The organism is Leptospira jelokensis (assembly GCF_004769635.1).
Lineage (GTDB): Bacteria > Spirochaetota > Leptospiria > Leptospirales > Leptospiraceae > Leptospira_A > Leptospira_A jelokensis.
On record NZ_RQGH01000007.1, the window covers coordinates 17,395 to 36,677 of the forward strand.

General features: G+C 40.1%; 17 protein-coding genes. 10 read left to right on the top strand and 7 right to left on the bottom strand.

Going from position 1 to position 19,283, the window contains the following annotated elements:
• Nucleotides 1-7: 7 nt before the first annotated feature.
• Nucleotides 8-574 carry an SCO family protein gene (locus EHQ62_RS01220; protein ID WP_135640449.1) on the bottom strand — a complete coding sequence of 189 codons (567 nt, stop codon included), beginning with the start codon at nt 572-574 and terminating at the stop codon, nt 8-10.
• The gene (locus EHQ62_RS01225; RefSeq protein ID WP_135640450.1) at nt 558-2,102 is read right to left on the bottom strand and encodes a methyl-accepting chemotaxis protein; all 1,545 of its coding nucleotides are present in this window, start codon (nt 2,100-2,102) and stop codon (nt 558-560) included. Before EHQ62_RS01225 ends, EHQ62_RS01220 begins: the two co-directional genes overlap by 17 nt.
• Nucleotides 2,103-2,368: 266 nt before the next feature.
• Between EHQ62_RS01225 and EHQ62_RS01230 the strand changes: the two genes are divergently transcribed.
• The 3 genes from EHQ62_RS01230 to ileS are packed head-to-tail and all read left to right on the top strand — an operon-like array spanning nt 2,369 to nt 7,998.
• On the top strand, nt 2,369-4,543 hold the full coding sequence (locus EHQ62_RS01230) for a hypothetical protein (protein WP_135640451.1): 2,175 nt from the start codon (nt 2,369-2,371) through the stop codon (nt 4,541-4,543).
• Between the two features lie 13 nt (nt 4,544-4,556).
• Entirely contained in the window at nt 4,557-5,186 is a 630-nt protein-coding gene (locus tag EHQ62_RS01235) for a leucine-rich repeat domain-containing protein (RefSeq protein ID WP_135640452.1), read from the top strand.
• Between the two features lie 58 nt (nt 5,187-5,244).
• Nucleotides 5,245-7,998 carry an isoleucine--tRNA ligase gene (gene ileS / locus EHQ62_RS01240; protein WP_135640453.1) on the top strand — a complete coding sequence of 918 codons (2,754 nt, stop codon included), beginning with the start codon at nt 5,245-5,247 and terminating at the stop codon, nt 7,996-7,998.
• Nucleotides 7,999-8,122: 124 nt separating this feature from the next.
• On the opposite strand, the gene murJ is transcribed toward ileS, so the two are convergent.
• From murJ to lipB, 4 genes are read right to left on the bottom strand one after another with little or no spacing between them, the layout of a single operon-like run.
• Nucleotides 8,123-9,751, bottom strand: a complete 1,629-nt coding sequence (gene murJ, locus EHQ62_RS01245; protein WP_135640454.1) for a murein biosynthesis integral membrane protein MurJ — start codon at nt 9,749-9,751, stop codon at nt 8,123-8,125.
• An 11-nt stretch (nt 9,752-9,762) separates the two neighbouring features.
• Complete coding sequence (locus tag EHQ62_RS01250) at nt 9,763-10,632, bottom strand: STAS domain-containing protein (protein WP_135640455.1); 870 nt, start codon at nt 10,630-10,632, stop codon at nt 9,763-9,765.
• A 3-nt stretch (nt 10,633-10,635) separates the two neighbouring features.
• Nucleotides 10,636-11,622 carry an LIC_12071 family protein gene (locus EHQ62_RS01255; protein WP_135640456.1) on the bottom strand — a complete coding sequence of 329 codons (987 nt, stop codon included), beginning with the start codon at nt 11,620-11,622 and terminating at the stop codon, nt 10,636-10,638.
• Between the two features lie 55 nt (nt 11,623-11,677).
• Nucleotides 11,678-12,220: a lipoyl(octanoyl) transferase LipB gene (gene lipB / locus EHQ62_RS01260; RefSeq protein WP_425269516.1), complete on the bottom strand. Its 543-nt coding sequence runs from the start codon at nt 12,218-12,220 to the stop codon at nt 11,678-11,680.
• 96 nt (nt 12,221-12,316) lie between these two features.
• Here lipB and EHQ62_RS01265 point away from each other — a divergent pair, with 96 nt between their 5' ends.
• The 3 genes from EHQ62_RS01265 to EHQ62_RS01275 all read left to right on the top strand — a co-directional run bounded on the left by EHQ62_RS01265 (nt 12,317) and on the right by EHQ62_RS01275 (nt 14,123).
• Nucleotides 12,317-12,850, top strand: a complete 534-nt coding sequence (locus EHQ62_RS01265; RefSeq protein WP_135640458.1) for a type II toxin-antitoxin system antitoxin SocA domain-containing protein — start codon at nt 12,317-12,319, stop codon at nt 12,848-12,850.
• Nucleotides 12,847-13,203, top strand: coding sequence for an aspartate 1-decarboxylase (gene panD / locus EHQ62_RS01270; RefSeq protein WP_015678674.1), 357 nt, complete (start codon nt 12,847-12,849; stop codon nt 13,201-13,203). Before EHQ62_RS01265 ends, panD begins: the two co-directional genes overlap by 4 nt.
• 65 nt (nt 13,204-13,268) lie before the next feature.
• The gene (locus EHQ62_RS01275) at nt 13,269-14,123 is read left to right on the top strand and encodes a hypothetical protein (RefSeq protein WP_135640459.1); all 855 of its coding nucleotides are present in this window, start codon (nt 13,269-13,271) and stop codon (nt 14,121-14,123) included.
• Between the two features lie 250 nt (nt 14,124-14,373).
• Here EHQ62_RS01275 and EHQ62_RS01280 read toward each other — a convergent pair whose 3' ends face one another.
• A complete protein-coding gene (locus EHQ62_RS01280) occupies nt 14,374-14,586 on the bottom strand; it encodes a hypothetical protein (RefSeq protein ID WP_135634984.1) in 213 nt (70 codons plus the stop codon).
• An 85-nt stretch (nt 14,587-14,671) separates the two neighbouring features.
• On the opposite strand from EHQ62_RS01280, the gene EHQ62_RS01285 reads away from it, so the two are divergent.
• Genes EHQ62_RS01285 through EHQ62_RS01300 form a run of 4 tightly spaced genes read left to right on the top strand, consistent with a single transcriptional unit; the run spans nt 14,672 to nt 19,219 of the window.
• Nucleotides 14,672-15,481, top strand: coding sequence for a hypothetical protein (locus EHQ62_RS01285; RefSeq protein WP_135640638.1), 810 nt, complete (start codon nt 14,672-14,674; stop codon nt 15,479-15,481).
• A gap of 45 nt (nt 15,482-15,526) precedes the next feature.
• Nucleotides 15,527-15,865, top strand: a complete 339-nt coding sequence (trxA, locus tag EHQ62_RS01290) for a thioredoxin (RefSeq protein ID WP_083930036.1) — start codon at nt 15,527-15,529, stop codon at nt 15,863-15,865.
• An 18-nt stretch (nt 15,866-15,883) separates the two neighbouring features.
• Nucleotides 15,884-18,037, top strand: a complete 2,154-nt coding sequence (locus EHQ62_RS01295) for a cAMP/cGMP-dependent 3',5'-cyclic-AMP/GMP phosphodiesterase (RefSeq protein ID WP_135640460.1) — start codon at nt 15,884-15,886, stop codon at nt 18,035-18,037.
• 51 nt (nt 18,038-18,088) lie between these two features.
• Entirely contained in the window at nt 18,089-19,219 is a 1,131-nt protein-coding gene (locus EHQ62_RS01300) for an acyl-CoA dehydrogenase family protein (RefSeq protein ID WP_135640461.1), read from the top strand.
• Nucleotides 19,220-19,283: the final 64 nt, after the last annotated feature.

Sequence of the window (19,283 nt, forward strand, 5' to 3'; positions counted from 1 at the left end):
TGTTACACTAGATTTCGGGCTTTGAAAAAATCTCTTTCTGGATTTTCATCCAATCATTCTCGTTTAATTGAGGAAGCGAATATACTATTTCTTTATTTGGTGGGATGAGAAAAAATTGAGTCCCATGTTCATCCCTTCTTTTTAGTAATTCATGTTCAGGCAAATAAGCACCTAACCTTCTGTAGAATCGTTTTTCTTCATCTGAACTCGGACGAAGGGCTTCAATTTTTAATGACTTTTGGTAATATGCCAAATACTCTTCGATCGCTTCATCGGTTTCCTTTGGGTCGGTCACTAAAAAATAAATAGAAAAACTTGTTTTGGGGAAACGAAGGCGAAACTGTCGCATTGCTTCAAGTGCCAATGGGCATTTTTTCCCACAGCCAACTAATCCAGGATAGATGAGTATCCAACTTGATTTCGGTTCCGATTGAAATCGGTTTTTACAAAAATCACAACTTATTTTTCGATAAGAACTAGAGATACTTTGTAAATAAAAACTAAAACCAAGTAATACAATGGCCGAAAAAACAAAAACCCATCGTTTCCAAATGGATTTAGTTTGGACTTCCATGACCAATCATTGAGGCAAGTGTCTCTACTGAATTGTTTAAGTTATTAAAGATCACATTCCCTTTATCAATAAAGGAAATCATTTCAGAACTTGTATTCAAATTGGTTTGTGTTTTTAGATTCAAATCCATTATGGAATCAGAAATTTCAATCATACTGGAAGATTGTTCTTTGCTTGAAAGTTGCATATCCTTGGCAATTTGATCAAGGGTAGTGAGTGCACTCTCTTGTTCCTCAAATGCTGAAAGTGTCCCAGAGATTTTTTCGGTTAACTCTCCCATTCCTACGTCAGATGCTAAAATGGATTTTACGAATCCCTGAACCGTTTGGTTGATTTGGTTTGACTGTTTGAAACTCACTTGGATTGCAGATTTAATTTTCCCAGAGATCGAAGAGATATTTTTTGTCGCTTCTGCCGTGGAATCTGCAAGTTTCGAAATCTCTGAGGCAACTACGGCAAATCCTCTACCCGCATCACCTGCTCTTGCTGCTTCAATCGATGCGTTTAACGAAAGTAAGTTAACTTTTTCAGCGATGTCAGAAATCAAATCTAAAATTTCTTCCATCTTTTCCGAATCATCGACTGCAACTTCCATCGATTGGTACAAAGTAGAAAACTCGGATTCTGTTTTTTTGACTGACTCCGCTGATTCTTGGATTTTTTTTCTCATCACTTCTAATGATTTAACAAAGCCTTCATTCAAATTGAATAAATTACGATTTAATTCTTCCACTTTTTGTACTTCATTGATTTGGCGGTTACTTCCTTCTAAGATCAATTGGCTTGAAGCTGTGGTTTCTTCTGTGGCAGCAGAAATGGCTTCAATGGAAGAAGATTGGTTTTGGAAAGAGGATTCAAATTCTCGAACCGCAGCAGCGATTTGGTTTGAGTTTTCTAAGTAGAGTTTTGTGCCATGAGACACTTCATCAATGGCCGCAGTGACACCAGCCATGACTGTTTCTAAATTCGTTTGGGTTTCTATTTGAACTCGTAAATCCCTTACTGATAATAATGAAAAATAAATTAAAATCCCTGCTTCCATGACAACAAAAAGTGCATGGGTTAACACAATTTCGAGACCCGTTCCATAACTATAAACCATCACTTTGGTATCAAAGAGAATCACTCCGAACTCTTGTAGGTAATTTCGAACCAAGTGGTGGATGGCAATCGTAAGTGCTGCCACAAGTAATACCTTCCAATCCTCATACACAAATAAAATGGCAAGCGCGCTGAAGACATGGAAGTGCATTTCAATCCTTCCAAATTGGGCTTGGATGAAAAGAGCACTGAACATCATGAGGACTGCTCCATTCCAAGCACGTAAGAAAAAACTACCGCGAAACAATCGATAAAATAAAAATGATAACACGGAGAAACTTATGGCGGAACAAGTGACAACGAATGTAGCACCATAACCAAGTGAGAGAAAAAAAACAACGGGAACGTGGGCAAAAATTGCCCAAACAAAAAATGTATCAACTTTCTTTTGGCGTTGAAATAAAACCTCTGCTAATCTTATATCCATACCTTAATAGACGAATGAATCCTTAAAATAAGGACCATTTATTGTCATGATGGTAACCAAATTCGTTTTTTCTTATCCACTCTATCTAAATCCCTGTATGACCATAAGGGATCCAAGCCATACCTTTGAAGTTCACTCCCTCCCTTGGAAACCAATGGTATCAGTTTCTAACCTGAACCTTTTCTTTCATTTCTCCTAAATCTCACTACTTTCTCTCTTGCCCTTTTCTTAATTCTTCTGTAGACTTGTGACTTAGCAGGTGCATTTTGGAACCATTTTCAGAACTTGGTGCAACAGAAAACTCACACTTGGGAAGTGTTTCTGAACCAACGTATTTTATCTCATTACCTAAAAATATTGCCAGTTATTCATTAACCTCGCAAGCCATCTTAGAAGAATTAAGAGTTCGGCACAGAAGGTTGGAAATGCATGGGAGTGCGGAAATCACACCCACTCTCTTTTTAACATTGGACTTAATTCCTGAACTTCTATCCAAACAGGTTCATTTAACCGATTCCCATCGTTCAGTTTCGGCCATTAAAGAAGCTCTGAAGGAACTCGCAGGTCTCACGGAACACAACAAAGAACCAGTTGTGTATTTTTATCCTTTCATTTTACAAGTAGACCAAAAATTGATCTTTCGGGTCAGTATGATCTCTCCACAAATTAATGAAAAAACTGATATTGTCCCTTTCCGAAGGTCTTGTTTTAAATATAGCATTGATTTGGTGGATGTTTTATTAAAAAATCGATCAAACCAAAACTTGATTTTAGATGATGAGAATCCAGGCGCAAATCTGACCCGTGCCGACCAAAAAGGAAATGTTTATTTTTTCCCAACCAAACTCAGTTTTGAATCGGAACTCGAATCCATAGTACGCAAAAGTATGGAACCATATGGACCCTTACCGGTAAAAGACTTCATTTTAGATGTCATCACTCGTGGAAAAGAAATGGCAAACCTTGTTGAGATTGTTCCCGGTTACCATTTCGTATTGCCAAGTGGATCACACCACCCTGAATATGCCAAACACCTTGCAGTCCAACTGGATGGCCTCAAACAGTATGCCTTTCCTTTCCTCAAACGATATGCTAACGAATATCATTATGAATCCTATATCGAAAAACTCAATGGATTAGAATCCAAACTCCCGATCCAAACAGAGGAACTAATCAAACAAGGCCCTCTCCTCTTACAAGAGGTAACTGAAATTTTAGGAAATTTCCCGTTTGAGAAACTAAGTGGTGAGGAATCCAAGCGCGTACAAAATGGAATCCAAGAAAGTCTTATCATCTTACAAAAGTTATCACGTTTCCTCTTAGAACAGGAAAAAGAAGATGCGGAAGACGAATTATTTTCTCTCATCCAACTACTCAGTACAAAAATAGAAGAGAATACAAAAAACACACTCACACTCACCAAACTCAACTTATATGCAGAAATCAAAACCTTGAACTTAAAGTCCGATTCTGAAAAGAAAAAGGTTATCGAAACAATCGTAAAAACATTATCAGATACTTACGGTTGTTTGGAAATGAAGGAAGAAAATTTCCATGTTTTATTTGCCTTAGACCAAAAGTATTTATCAAAGGTAGAGGAAAATACATTCAAACTTGCAAAAACAAACCCTGAATTTCGCAATGAACTTCCCATCCTTGACCAAATTCGCATCATCTTAAAAAATCGTTCTGATGTTTCGATTGATAAAGAAGAATCGATAACAGAAACAAAAACAGAGGAAGAAACAGATCCAATCTCTCAAACAAAAAGCGAACCAAGGATTTCTTTTTCTGCATTACAAGAAAAATTCCATGTTCCCATTGGTGTATTCAGTTTCCTTTTCCTTTCATCGATTGTCACAGTTGTTTCTTTACTTTCGGGAAGCCTAGATTACATCGGTAGTGGATTTTTCATTAGTTTTTTTGTTGGACTAGTCCTTGGGTATTTATACAGAAAGGATGACAAACCAAAACAATCTTTTGAAAAACAAAAACCAACCATCCCAAAAGAAAACAGAATCCTTTCCATTGCAAAGGTGGCAGAGGTTTTTATTTATCCCAAAAAGTTTAATAGCATCGCGGAAAAAGTGTATGATTCCAAACGACTACGCAATCATATCGAAGAATGTGTGGAAGACATCAAACTGCAATTGCCAAGTGCTGACCAAAAAAAAGACACCAATAAAATTGTAGCTGAGATTGAACATGCGATTTTACAAATTTCTGTTGTAATGAAAATCCCAGAAGCCATCCAATTGAAAAATCGATCGAAGGAACTCATCCTTTCGAAAGCTGACTTTCGTACCATATTATTTCGCACTCAACTTGCCGAATACTACCGCAAAGAAGCCAGTCTGTATAAATCAGACCGTGATCAAATGGATTACCTCCAGTTTATCATCCGGGAATTAGAATTTGGCTATAATAAATATCTGAAATGATAAATTTGGTAGTATGAAGTCTTTTTTTTACAATTCGTTACTAGGCATCGTCCTTCTTTCCTTCGTTTTACAATGCAATAAAAAAGTTGTGAATGCAGAAGAATGGATTTTAGAACACAAAGATGAACGTGTCCTGAATCTTTCCAACAAAGAGTTTGGAGGATTACCAACTTCGATTGGAAACCTAACAAAAGTAGAAGAGCTCACCTTGCAATATGATTCATTGAAGGTTCTCCCAAAAGAAATTGGTAACCTCAAACAATTAAAAATCCTCAATCTTTTTGGAAACCCACTTACATCTTTGCCTGATGAACTAGGCAATTTGGAAAACTTAGAAGTTTTGTTACTCGGAAGGACGGAACTGAAAGAGATTCCTGCGGTCATTTCTCGTTTGAAAAAACTTAAAACCTTGGCCCTCGACGAAACCAAAGTGCAACTAACAGAGGCGGATGTGGAAGTGATCGCGTCTCTCCCCGAACTTGAAATTTTAGACCTCACCCTGATGCGAGAATACAAAACCCTACCGAAAAATCTGGCAAAACTTGGCCACCTCAAACACCTTGTTTTGCAAAAGACCCTACTTGAAAAATCCGATGTGGTGAGGCTTCGGGACGAATTGCCAAAGGTACGTGTCAAACTCTAAGGACTAAAGTTTTTTTTCCGTTTTCTCTTTGGCCTAGATGGCAAACATTGGTCTTACTATGGCCAAACCAGAAACGGAAAATCCTTATTCTAAAACAGTCCTCCTTCCGGAGACCAATTTTCCCATGAAAGCCGACCTGGCAAAACGTGAGCCAGGCCAAATTAAAATTTGGAAAGACCAAAAAGTTTTCCAAAAGATGAAGGAAATTCGTAAATCCAAACCTTCCTTTGTTTTACATGATGGACCTCCTTATGCAAATGGAAACTTCCATGTGGGCCACTCCCTCAATAAAATTTTAAAAGACATCATCATCAAATCGAAAACCTTAAGTGGGTTCCAAACAGATATGATCCCTGGTTGGGATTGCCATGGTCTTCCGATCGAAGTACAGGTGTTAAAGAATCTTGGAAAAGAAGCAAGGAACACAAGTCCAAGTGAACTTAGAAAAAAATGCCGTGAGTATGCCACTGAGTTTGTTGGCAAACAAGGTGAAGACTTAAATCGATTCCTTTGTTTCTGGGATGAAAACAACAAATACCTTACTATGGCTCCTGAATTCGAAGCAAGGATCGTGGAAGTCTTTGGATCGCTTTTTGAAAAGGGGTATATCTACAAAGGGAAAAAACCTGTGTATTGGTGTATTGATTTGGCAACGGCCCATGCAGAAGCGGAGATCGAATACCAAAACCACGTATCCCCTTCCATCTATGTAAAGTTTGCTGTTAAGGGCGAAACGGATACACATTGTCTCATCTGGACCACAACACCATGGACCTTACCTGCAAACCTTGCGATCTGTTTCAACGAAGAACTCGCTTATTCCCTCTTCCAATCCGATAGTCATGGAAGGCTCATCCTTGCGGATGGATTAAAAGAAGCTGTGGAACAAAAAACGGGGATTACACTTACAAAAATCAAACCCCTATCCAATGCCCAATTAAAACAAATGGTATTCCTCCATCCTTTTTTGGAGAGAGAATCCATTCCTCTTTTTGGAAACCATGTTACACTCGATGCAGGAACAGGTTGTGTGCATACAGCCCCAGGACATGGAACAGACGATTACCGTGTAGGAACGGCAGCCGGATTACCAACACTATCCCCAGTAGACGATTACGGCCGTTATACGGACGAATTTGAAATGATGAAGGGAATCAAAATTTGGGATGCCAATCCAAAAATTGTCGAATTACTCCGCGAAAAAAATGCTCTTGTTCATTTCTCTGAATTCACACACTCTTACCCACATAGTTGGAGGAGTAAAAAACCTTTAATCTTTCGGGCAACTCCTCAATGGTTTTTTTCGATTGATCATAATGGATTACGAGAAGAATCACTAAAGGCCATCGACAAAGTACAATGGATTCCGGATTGGGGGATCACAAGGATTCGCTCCATGGTGGAATCAAGACCTGACTGGTGTTTGTCGCGCCAAAGGAATTGGGGAGTTCCCATCCCATCGTTTACTTGTAAGTCATGTGGGCATACCCATTTGGATGACAAAACCATCCAACACTTCATCCAAATCGTGAAAAAAGAAGGCATTGAAGTTTGGTATGAAAAAGAAGCAAAAGACTTATTACCACAAGGAACCAAATGTAACCAATGTGGTTCCGAAGATCTAAAACAAGACAAGGATATTCTCGATGTATGGTTTGATTCTGGAGTATCCAGCTTTGCCGTGTTTGGTGATTCAATTGGAAAAGAACCAGCAGATTTGTACTTAGAGGGATCAGACCAACATAGGGGATGGTTCCAATCTTCCCTATGGCCCTCTATGGCGATCCGTAAGACCCCTCCTTATCGGTCAGTTCTCACACATGGTTATGTTTTAGATGACAAAGGCCACGCCATGTCCAAATCCCTTGGCAATGTGATCAATCCAACAACGGACATCATCAACCAATACGGGGCTGATATCTTAAGGCTTTGGGTGAGCACACAAGACTTCCGTGATGACGTAAAAATTGGAAAGGATTCCATCAAAACCGTTTCAGAAGCCTATCGTAAAATCCGAAATACCTTCCGGTATTTACTTGGGAATACAAATGCTGAAACCCTTACATGGAATTTAAAAAAAGAAGAACTCGAAACCATCGATCGTTACTACTTACACAAACTGGCTAAACTGAATGAAGATGTTAAAAAACTTTATGATTCCTACCAGTTCCACCAAGTGTATCATAAGGTACTTGTATTTTGTACTGTCGATTTGAGCCAAGACTACTTTGAAATCATTAGAGACAGGATGTATTGTGATTCCAAAGATTCGAAAACTAGAAGGTCTTCCGAATATGCGCTTGCATTGATTTTAGATGTCCTCACAAAACTGTTAGCTCCGATCCTTTCCTTTACCACAGAAGAAGTATGGACAACCTTTGGAAAAAAAGATTCTGTTTTTTATTCGGATTTTTCTGATTTATCAGAATGGATCGATGAAGGATTAGAATCCAAAATGAAACCTGTTTTTGAAACCAAAGAAGATGTACAAAAAGCTTTGGAAGAAGCAAGAAAACTTGGAAAACTTGGCAAGTCATTAGAAGCAGAAGTTGTCATCGAAGGCAAAAAAGACATCGATTCGTTTTCACAAGAGGAACTCGCTTTATTTTTTGTTGTGTCCCATGTAAATTTTGATGGGAAGGAAATCCAAGAAGTATTTTCAGAATGGAAAGGCGAAACAGGATCCATCCAAATTCGAAAACCAAAACATGCGGAATGCCCACGTTGTTGGCGTCATGTATCGGATAAGGAAGGCAGTCTTTGCAAACGATGTGAAGGAGTTGTATCCAAACTCTCGCCGAACAATGCTTAAACAATTTAACCTAAGATTTAAAAAACAAATTGTAACGAAGCACGGAGTTAAACTGCAGTCAGGTTTCTCTCCGTTTCCGTTCTCGTTTCAAAGCCAAACCCAAAGTCAGACATCGAACCATAGATTACGACTTTGGTTTTTGTTTCCACCTCCGTAAAAACCTACCCAATATGATCTCGGATTCGGAAAGGCCTGTATAGGTTGCGATTCCAAAATAAATGACCACTGCTGGAAAAATCGAAACACTAAGGCTCAAACGACTCAAGTTAGCATAACTGAAACCAAAAATATCGTTCCCCAAACTATGTATGTTAGGTTTGATGACCCACTCCGAAACGATTAACCAAAAGAAAAGTCCGAAGAGTGCCGGCACCATTTTTAACACACGTTTACCGACAGATGCGAAGGGAATCTTCACTTGGTGGGCTTTTAGATAAAACAGTAATAAAGAAGATGTGACAATTGAACTGAGTGCAGAAGCAAGGGCGATGGCGGAATGTTTCAAAAAAAACATTAGGCTAATGCTCACAATCACACTCAAAAAAAATGAAACCAATTGGATGCGTAAAGGTGTTTTGGTATCTGAAAAAGCATAATACGAGGAAACGAGAACTTTATTGATGCTATAAAATGGAATCGCGAGTGAATAAAACACCAAAGGGAAAAATGCGGTAATTGTGGCCAAATGATCCCAACGACCTCCGTAATATATAGAATCCAAAACAGTTTCCCCTAAGACCGCCAAACCAATGCTTGCTGGCAATGTTAAAAAGAATGCAAACGATAACACATCCCCAATTTCTTTTGGAATATTTTCTTCACGGCCTTCCCGTAAATCTTTTAAGAGGGATGGGAGGATGGTCGTCGCAAGGGCTACACCAATGATCCCTGTGGGAAGTTGGACTAACCTTTGGGCATAATCCAAACTCACAACGGCACCAAGCCCTGGGTTTTGGTTTTGGATGTAGTTGGCAAGGAAGATATCCACAAGAAGACCAATCTGATAAAAACTCCCTCCAAGTGCTGCCGGTAACATGAGTTTAAAAATCTTTTTGATGGCAGGGTGTTTCAAATCCAATCGGAAGATGGGGCCATATCCATTGCGGAATACAAACCAAGCTTGGACAAGGAGTTGTAGTATCCCACCACAAACAATTCCATACGCGAGTAAAAAAACTCGGTCTCTGATTTCTTGGTAAAAAGGAAAAACAAATAAAAATACGATCAGATAACTAAAGTTAAGGATGATAGGAGATAAAGAAGGGACAAAGTATTTATGATGGGAGTTTGAAATCGACATAAATATCGAGGACAAACTTGCTGTCATGATAAGGAAAAAAAGAACTAACGAAAGCTCTACGACTAAGTTTCCATATTCAGGTGACCCGCCAACTAAGGTGGGCAAAAACTGAGCAGCAAAAAACCAAAAAAAAGCAACAAATACTGACAAACAAAGGAAAAGAAAACTTAATACCGTTCCCGCCATCACTCGTGCTTCCAAAACACCCATTTTTTCATACTCTGAAAAGATTGGCATAAAGGATTGGCTTAAGGTCCCTTCCGCAAGTAAATTGCGGAACATATTGGGAAGTCGGTATGCCACACTAAAGGCAGATGCCACCATACCTGTCCCAAAGCTAACAGCCATAAAATGGTCACGGACGAGGCCTAAAATCCTAGATAAAAAGGTATAAAATGATAAAGCAAGGGAGCGTTTCGTACTCGACGTATTCCCAGGGACTTGGTTTGTCATACGACCAGGTTTTAAATTGGATTTAATTTTTCAAGGAAACGGATGGAACCATTGGGACTGAGTTGGAATTGTGTTTTACAACTTGGGCATTCATGTTTTCCAAATTTAAATAACCTTAACCTGGTTCCACAAACTTCACATTGGATGATCCTTTCTACCGTTTCCAATTGTTTGGTTTTGGATTGGATATAATTTGGAATTTTTTCCAAATTGGGATCTGGTTCCTTACCCGATTTGTAAACAGAAAATCGCCTTTCGAGTTCAGATTGGAGGGAGTCTTTGATTTCGAGTCGGAGTTGGTTGATTTTTTCTTCTAAAACAGTTTCCATGGACGAGGTTTTGGACTCTGCAACTTTGTTTTCTGTTTCCATCGATTCTAATTTTGAAATTGGCTCTTTGCCTTGGGACTCTTTCCCTTCCCCTTTCGATTTGCCAGTAAAATAAAATCTAATTTTGTTCTCTTCTGCTTTTGGTCCATCTCGCAATTCTTTTTGGATTGGTTTCCCATCCGATTGGTTCGAGTGAAAGGTTTCTTTACTTTCAGAAGAAAGATCCACTTGGAGTAAAAATGATTCGGCCGAATGATGACTCCGAAAAATAGGAAGTCTCTCAAAAAGACCAACTAACTTCAGCACATCTTCAACTTCTGTTTTTAATCCATAAATGGCATACACTGCATTTGCCTTTAGAATTTGTTTGTGGATTTTGACGAGGATGCTAATCCCATTTGAAGTGATGTAGTCGAGAGCTCCAAGTTGGAATAAAAACTTACGATAACCTTTGTTTAGTTGCGATTCGAAGTATCGATAAAAATCCTCGGCACTACTCCCGTCCAAACCACCTTTTAATTGAATGGAAAATACTTTATCTTTTGATTCCATAATTTATCCTAAAAAGATTGCATCTTGAATGTTTGTGTCTTTTGCTTCTGGTTTGACTTGGTTCACAACAGGCCCACTGGATAGAATTTCCACGTCTTCTTTTTTTTCCGTAGTTAGGGCATGTGAAGTTGGAATTTCCGCTTCCATCACACTCACTGGTTCCACCGAACTTTCAGTTGTTTCCAATGTTTTTTTCTGAAGTATGGGCAAAAACTCAGCTGATTCTTTTTGGTTCACTGTTTCCTTATAAGCAAACAGTGAATAGGTGACAAAAGCTCCTGTTAGTAATAAACTCACAACAAAGGCAATCAGAATATAATTGAAAACCATCCATTCCACAAGTTTCCATTGGTTTTCAAATAGAAGTCCTAAATTCCCTCGTTCATAGAAAAGGATCACAAGACCAGAAACATCCAAGGTTCCAGGTTTGTACAAGGGTGTCGTCAACCGAACTGTATTCGATTTCGCTAATGGAAGGTAAGACAATACCCATTCAAATCCGTCTCTTAGTTTTGGGTCACGTTTCGAATTGACAATGGGATTTTCACCATTTTCTGGTTCCGACCATTCCCATTTCTTCATGCGAATCCCTTTGCGAAAGAAAGTGGACTTGGCCAATTCTTCATCCGGTTTTCGTTTTTTTAACTCATCAATTGTATAAATGGTGTCAGTGGAAACAAGCAGAGTGGCATCAGGTGCATACAAACTGATTTTTAAAAAACGAAATTGTTCAGGATCATTTTTTGACTGTTCCACATAACGATGGAACATCTTTTCCATTTCCACATAACCTTCGTTATTTAGTCTTTGCTCTGCCGATTTGGCAAGTGCCAAACTTAAATCTCGTGCTCTGTGGTCAGAAATAAATTGTTCTTGAATGAGAGCATTTTGTAAGGACTCATAAAACGTCCAAACCACCCCACTGAGTGCAAGGGTTTCTGAGAGGATAAAAAAGAGTATAAAGGAAAGAAAAAAACGTGAATATTTCATGGATCCCCCTTATTCTTTTCGGCCAAACTCGAGGAAAGGACATAAAAAATCGAATTTAAGGGAGAAGGGATAGGAAATGGCGAGAGAATCGGAGCACAAATTCTTTACGTTTCTCCAAAAAACCAGAGGCAAGCCCAAGTTCCGCAAGGGATGTCATATCTTCCGACCTGGCCCCACAAGGATGGATGAGTGAGAAAGTAGAGAGAGAATTGATTCCATTCAAAGCAAATCCAAAACTCGTAAAATGGGATTTGGCATAGACCCCTTCTGAGATCAGCTTCTTTTCTGTGGTTTCGGTATAAAGGCCTGGTGCCTTTGGATTTTCCACCACCAAAAGCCCCCAAGTCCCTTTTACGGCCACCGCCAAACTCTCGTTTAAGTTTCGTAAAAAATCACCCAAACTGATATTCCTTTTTTTTAAATCAATGTGGAGGTAACCCACAATTTGGCCAGGTTCATGGGCAGTGAAATCACCTCCTCGAGGGAGAGAGACAAGTTCCACCCCAAGAGTGGTTAAGTACTCCTTAGAAACCAAAAGATTTTCCGCTTTCGCGCCAATGCCCCCTGTCAAACATGGACTGTGTTCCAAAAAGAGCATGGATTCCCTTCGATTTTTCCTGGCATTTTCCTGGAAATCCAAGTATCTTTGGTAAGGTACAATCGAAGGAAAGAGATAGGAAGGTAGTCCTTTTTGATGGAGAAACTTTTGCATGCGATCCTTTGGATCCTCGAAAAATCACCGAATGGCCGAGCTCGCTTAGATTTAGCAAAGCTCCTTTACTTTTCGGATGGTGTCCATTTCCAGAAACATGCGGAGATGATCACACGAGGAGACTATATCCACTTAGAAGACTCTCCTTACCCCGTCAAACTGAACGAAGCCCTCTTACAATTAAAAGATAAGGGCCACATCGAAGTGGTGCCGAAAATTGAAGGGAATGGAATCCAAGGTTTCGCTTTACGTTTTTTGAAGCCGATGGATGGACTAGTCCTTTCCAAGGAAGAAAAACGTGTGATGATGAAAGTGGTAGAAGTTTTCCGAGGCCGTGTGGTGGATGAAAATCGCCATTATCCCAATCTATATGAAAATTATGTCGTCACTCCCCTTTTTGCTGCCATTCCGTTTTCTGTGGACAGGATCAATACGAAAATCCATGTTCTTGTCCAAAAAAGCCTTTTGAATCTATCGGGCAAAATGTTTAGGGTTTTATTTGAGAGGTCCGAATGATCATCACTGTTTGCAAAGGCAAAATCCATAGAGCCGTCGTCACTGAGGCGGAACTCCACTACGAAGGTAGCCTCACCGTCGACCAAGACCTAATGGATATGGCCGGTATGAAACCCTATGAACAAGTGAGTGTGGTAAACGTCAATAATGGCGCCAGATTCGAAACCTACCTCATCGTGGGAGAACGGGGTTCGGGAACCATTTGCCTGAACGGGGCCGCGGCAAGGCTTGGGATGAAGGGGGACAAGGTTATCATCATCACCTACGGCCAGGTAGAGGAAAAGGAACTCCCAAACGATTACAAACCGAAAGTTGTCTTCGTAGATGAAAACAATCGGCCGAAAAAAGCCTAATTTCCCTAATTTTTCTGGGGCATTCCTTCGATACTAACTGTATAAACCAAATTGGTAGTCGGAACATGAACAAAACAATATTCGCTCTTTCATTCACCCTTCTCAGTGTTGCGCTCTTTGCACAAGAAACTGGGAACACACAAGGGACACAGGTTTCCGCCGCTTCTTCCAAAGACAACCGGGATCTTTATCCCCTATCCATGTATGATGCCAGGATTCGTTTGAAGAATGTAAGTTTCATCAGACGGCATGCAGATACAGGTAAAGGTGAATTTTTAGATGTCCAAGTGGAATTGGAATCAAGAGTTCCAGACAACCACGAATATTCAATTTTTGTTTTGGCAGGTTTTGAAGGGGACCGAGTCAATAAAGATGAAAGAAGGTTGGTACCATATCCTGCTTGGCGTAAAGCTGACCCTGAAAAAGACGAAAGAACATTATACTTCTCTAATATTATGCCAACACCTTTCACTGCAAAAGAAATTTGGGGTGAAGAAACCTACGCAAAGAAAAAAGAAGAAATGGAAAAACGCCATTACGCAGGTTTTGAAGCAGAAATGCCAGAACCTACATTCACTGAAGTTGTGGATTACCTCTGTAAAAACAATGCAAAGGCTCTCCCATTCACATTGTTTGGTGAAACTGGCCCATCCAAAGAAAAACAAGTGATTTATAATTACGTTGCCCAAACAGAAGATGAAAAAAAACGTCAGGTGCACGAAACATTACCAAAACACACCTACACCATTTATAATAACAAATACAAAACTACCATCACAAGCCACCACTACACGCAGTACAGACCGAATTTCTTAAGTTTCAACAAAGTAGCGGTCCTTGTGTTTGATACAAAAAAACCAACAAACAGTTTGTTATTCCGTAAGTTCATCGATATCTCCGACCTAAAGATCACTTACTAATCTAAGCATACCAATCTCCATCCAAGACCAAATATTGGTCTTGGATCCCTTTCCAAATCCTTTCCGTTCTCTTTCTCTCCTCGATTCAAATCACAATTCTAAAACCTTCTTTCCCCCTATGTTCTGACTACGTCTGCCACTATAGGTGCCATGGTAAAGTAAACGAATTAAGACTGGGAATCGGAAGTACGTGTGAGAAACGAAGTGGATTTCGGAAGGAACCAAAAACGATCAGCCCTGTCGGAAAAATTTAGTGGTCTGTGCCTTCTGGGCGGATGGGTGGGAATTGTTCGGAAGCCCGTACCCGCCACTCATCCTCAGGGTGGTTTAAGTGCAACCAACCATTGGCAAAGTCCCAACGCCCGTCCAAATCCAAAAAATCCCAGAAAATCGCCTGGTTCATGTATTTGTAGGTGTCGAGTAAATCGAGTAGGTCCCTATGTTTCCTAGGAGAATTTTCCATTCTTTTCCAGTTTCGGCAAACTCTAGGCCAGGTCGACGTTTTTTATGGACAAAACCAGGTCTTTCTGCCGAAAATGAAACCAGACATGGCCATCACGAAGGAAAAAAAAGCGGACTTCAATGACAAATTGGTAGATTTCAAAAACTACCTAGAAGAGCTAAAAAAAGAAGCCAATATTTTCAAAGTCCAAGCCAAAAAAAGTAAGGAGATGGAACCTTACTTTAACATTTCCCTTGCCATCAATTCAATTAAGACGATTAACACTTGTATTGTGATCAATGAACTTTCCACTGCCATCCTTGAGATCAACAATAACAATTACTTAGAAACCGCTAGAAAGGAAATTTATAACTGCATCTCCTATATTGAAAAAACGGTTGGGAACAATGTGGACGGATCTTTATCCGAAAACAAAGAACAACTATCCAAAATTGAAAGGTTCACACCAACCCAAAGGCTAAACCTCATCAAAGGATTGCTGCAAGCCATGAAAAAAACGGTCACAGCCTTTGGAACCAATTCCAAATGGAAATGGTCATGGCCTGACATCAATTTCCGTGTAGCGGCATGTACTAAAAATTTATTCGATTTCATTGCCTATGAAAAAGAACAAGATTTAGAAAATCCTTACTATTATATCCGCAAAGAACACTTTAACCTGATCATCGAACTTGCCAACCAAGCGGCCCAGGACTATCGTTCCAAATTTGAAATGTCAACACAAGATTCCACAGATTTGAAACATTCTGTGGAAATGCTCGAGATGAACCGCAAAATATTCCAAATTACAGGCGAAAATGAAGATTTGGAAAAAACAAAAACACTGATTGAGTCCTTCCAACAAAAGATCACAGACCTCGAATCCGACGATAAAAAGAAAAAAAAGAAACAATAATCGACGATTTTCCCTAGAATCCCCAGTCTAGTTTATAGAAAGGTTATACGTTTCAAAAGGAGATTTCGAAATATGGCACTTACAGAAATCAATGACGCCAATTTCAAACAAGAAACTGCAAATGGCGTGGTTTTAGTAGATTGTTGGGCAGAATGGTGTGGACCTTGTAGAATGGTTGCCCCAGTTCTTGACGAACTTTCGCAAGAAATGGCGGATATCAAAATTACAAAACTAAACGTTGATTTCAACCAGAAGACAGCGCAGGAGCTTGGAATCCAATCCATCCCTACCCTTCTTCTCTATAAAGATGGAGTTTTAGTAGACAAAGCAATTGGTGCTTTACCAAAACCGCAAATTAAAAAATTTATAGAAAATCACAAGTAGGAAATAAATTATCCCCTAATGGTCAGTTCCGAACCGAATGGTTTTACAGCGCTCCCTAGAGGGGGATATTTAGTCGATACTTCAGAAGGGTACATCCAGTTCGGATCCCCTCCTGAAACAATTAAGGACACCATGGGGCTCGAAAAAAAGACCCCTTTGGTGTTTGTCCTCCCAAATAAGTTTTTCCATGTGGAAAAAGGTATCTCCATTGCCGAACTCGAATTCCCCATTTATTTTAATTTCTTCTTTCGGGGCGGTAAAAAAACCTTTATCGTCTGTTCCCCAGAACAAAAAGAACAGCTAACCATTGTTCTCGGGGAATCACTTATGGGACCTCAAGAACTCAACTTAACGTCCGAGTTTATCGATGGTGCCGAAAGTTTTGGTTTTCCCGATATCAAAGCGGAAATGGCTTACTTCCGCAGTTACAAATCCATGGAAGAAGTGGTTGAATTTGTTTTGTTTGATGATTCCCACAAAGCAAAGTTTGGTGGGATCACCATCGAACAACTTCCTTCCAACGAATTCCTTGTTGTGGATGGAGATAAAAAAATCAAAATCCCTGGCGAAGTGGACTTCCATGTCAAATACGATATTGGAAAACGATTGGAAGAACCTTTCCAACCACCACTCATCGGAATCACCTGCCTTGGGCCTTCCCATGGTTTTGATCCAAGTGACAACACTTCAGGTTTTATCATTTGGCTGAATGGACAAGGGATCATGGTCGACCCACCTGTGAACTCAACGGAGTGGTTACGAGAATCGAATGTAAACCCAAAGTTTATCAACTCCATCATCCTCACCCACTGCCATGCAGACCATGATGCGGGAACCTTCCAAAAGATCTTAGAAGAATCCAAAATCACCATTTATGCAACTGCTACGGTGATGGAATCCTTCCTCAAAAAATATTGCAGCCTAACAAAGATTCCACGAAAAGAAATCACAGATTTATTTGATTTTATCCCAGTGGTGATCGGTAGGCCCACCATCATCAATGGGGGAGAATTTTACTTTCACTATGCCCTCCATTCCATCCCTTCCGTTGGCTTTGAATTCTTCTTCCAAGACCAATCCTTTTATTACACATCTGACCATTTAAATGACCCAGAAGCCTTCGAGGATATGTACAAAAAAGGTGTCTTACCAGAAACCAGATACCAGTTTCTAAAAGACTTTCCATGGGATCGTAAAATCATCTACCATGAAGCAGGTGTACCTCCCCTCCATACTAAAATCAGTTATTTGGCATCTTTACCAGAAGAAGTGCAAAAAAGGATCACTGTTTACCACATTGCGGCAAAAGATATGCCACAAGGAAACCACCTAACCCTTGCTAAATTTGGTATTGAAAATACATTGTATCCGGAGATCACCCCTCCCAAACACCAAGAGGCATTCCAACTTTTAGAAATTTTATCCCAGATTGATATCTTCTCTGGATTTCCCATTGAGAAGGCTAAAGAGTTTTTACAAATTGTAAAAGAAGAACGCTTCCGTCGCGGGGAACAAATCATCAAAAAAGGAACCCATGGGGATCGGTTTTTCATCATTGCTTCTGGGAATGTACGGTTTGAAGGACTTTCCAGTGACCATTCCGCAGTGAAACGATACGGAACCTATGAATACTTTGGAGAAGCATCTCTCATCCTCGATACGGTGCGCCAAGCCGATGTGTATGCAGAGACAGATGTACTTGCCCTCACCATCGAAAAAACAAGGTTTTTCCAGTTCATCCGAGGCTCGAAACTCCACGAAAACCTCATCAAACTGAATAGCATCCGAGAAACCAATACCTGGAAAACACTGACCGAGTCCCAAACCTTCCGTGGCCTTACCAGTTACCAGGTGACCCAACTCGAACTCATTTTAAAACTTGAGACAGTCAAAAAAGAAGCCGTCCTCATCGAAGAAAACCAAACCTTCCAAAATGCCTACATTGTCCGGTCTGGGACCGTAGTTGTCATGCAGAACCACAAAACCATCCGCGAACTCGGGGCTGGGGATTTTGTGGGGGAAATTTACTCACTCACGAAAGGCCTCCCTTCCCATTTCAGTTTCATCGCTTGGCCAGGCACAGAGCTCTATGTGCTTTCCCAAGAAGACGCCATCCAGTACATTAAGAAAAATCCTGGTGTCTATATGAAGCTGAACACTGTTTATAATTGACCTCAATTCGCCATTTTTGTAACATTTCCATATCAAGGAGTCACAAATTTTATGGAGCGTATCCTCCCCTTTACTGAAGAACACCAACAATTCCGCGAGATGGCTCGGAAATTTTTTGAAACAGAAGTCAAACCTCACCATGAAGAATGGGAAAAAAACCACATTGTGCCGAAGGAAGTTTGGAGGAAAGCCGGTGAAAACGGACTGCTTTGTCCCGATGTTCCTGCCGAATACGGCGGTTCGGGAGCCGACTTTTTATACAATATCATCATCATCGAAGAATCATCTCGGGTAGGAAATAGTGGATTTTTCATTTCCCTACACAATGATGTGATCGCTCCGTATATTTCGACCTATGCAAGCGACGAACAAAAGAAACGTTGGTTGCCCAAATGTGCTTCGGGTGAATCCATCCTTGCCGTTGCCATGACAGAACCTGGTGCTGGTTCCGATTTAAAATCCTTACGAACCAGTGCAGTGGATAAGGGTGATCATTTTGTTGTGAATGGACAAAAAACGTTTATCTCCAATGGACAGTTGGCAGACCTCATCATCACCGCGGTGAAACATGATAATGGAACCATCTCTCTTGTTATGATCGAAGAAGGGATGAAAGGATTTGAACGTGGCCGTAACTTAGATAAAATTGGACTCAAGGCACAAGATACTTCCGAATTGTATTTCAATGATGTGATTGTTCCTAAGTCCAATCTTATCGGAAAACAAGGACAAGGGTTTCGTTACCTCATGCAAAAACTCGCACAAGAACGTTTGGTGTTAGCGGTGGCAGCAGTGGAAGCAACACGACTTGTGCAAACCATCACCCTACAATACATCAAAGAACGAAAAGCATTTGGCCAAAAGATTGGATCTTTCCAAAACACAAAATTCAAAATGGCAGAAATGGCAACAGAACTGGAGATGGCTCAAGTTTTCTGTGACAAAGTGGTCATGGAACACATGAAAGGTGAAAACACAACAGCAGAAGCCTCTATGTGCAAATGGTATGCAACAGAGATGCAAAAACGCCATACGGATGAGTGTTTACAATTCTTTGGTGGGTATGGTTATATGATGGAGTATCCGATTGCAAGGGCATACCTCGATGCAAGGATCCAAACCATCTATGCGGGAACCACTGAGATCATGAAAGAAATCATTGGTAGAAGTTTAGGTTTATAAACAACCAAAACAATCCAATGGAAAAACCCAGGTTTCACCTGGGTTTTTTTGTTTCGATTGTCTT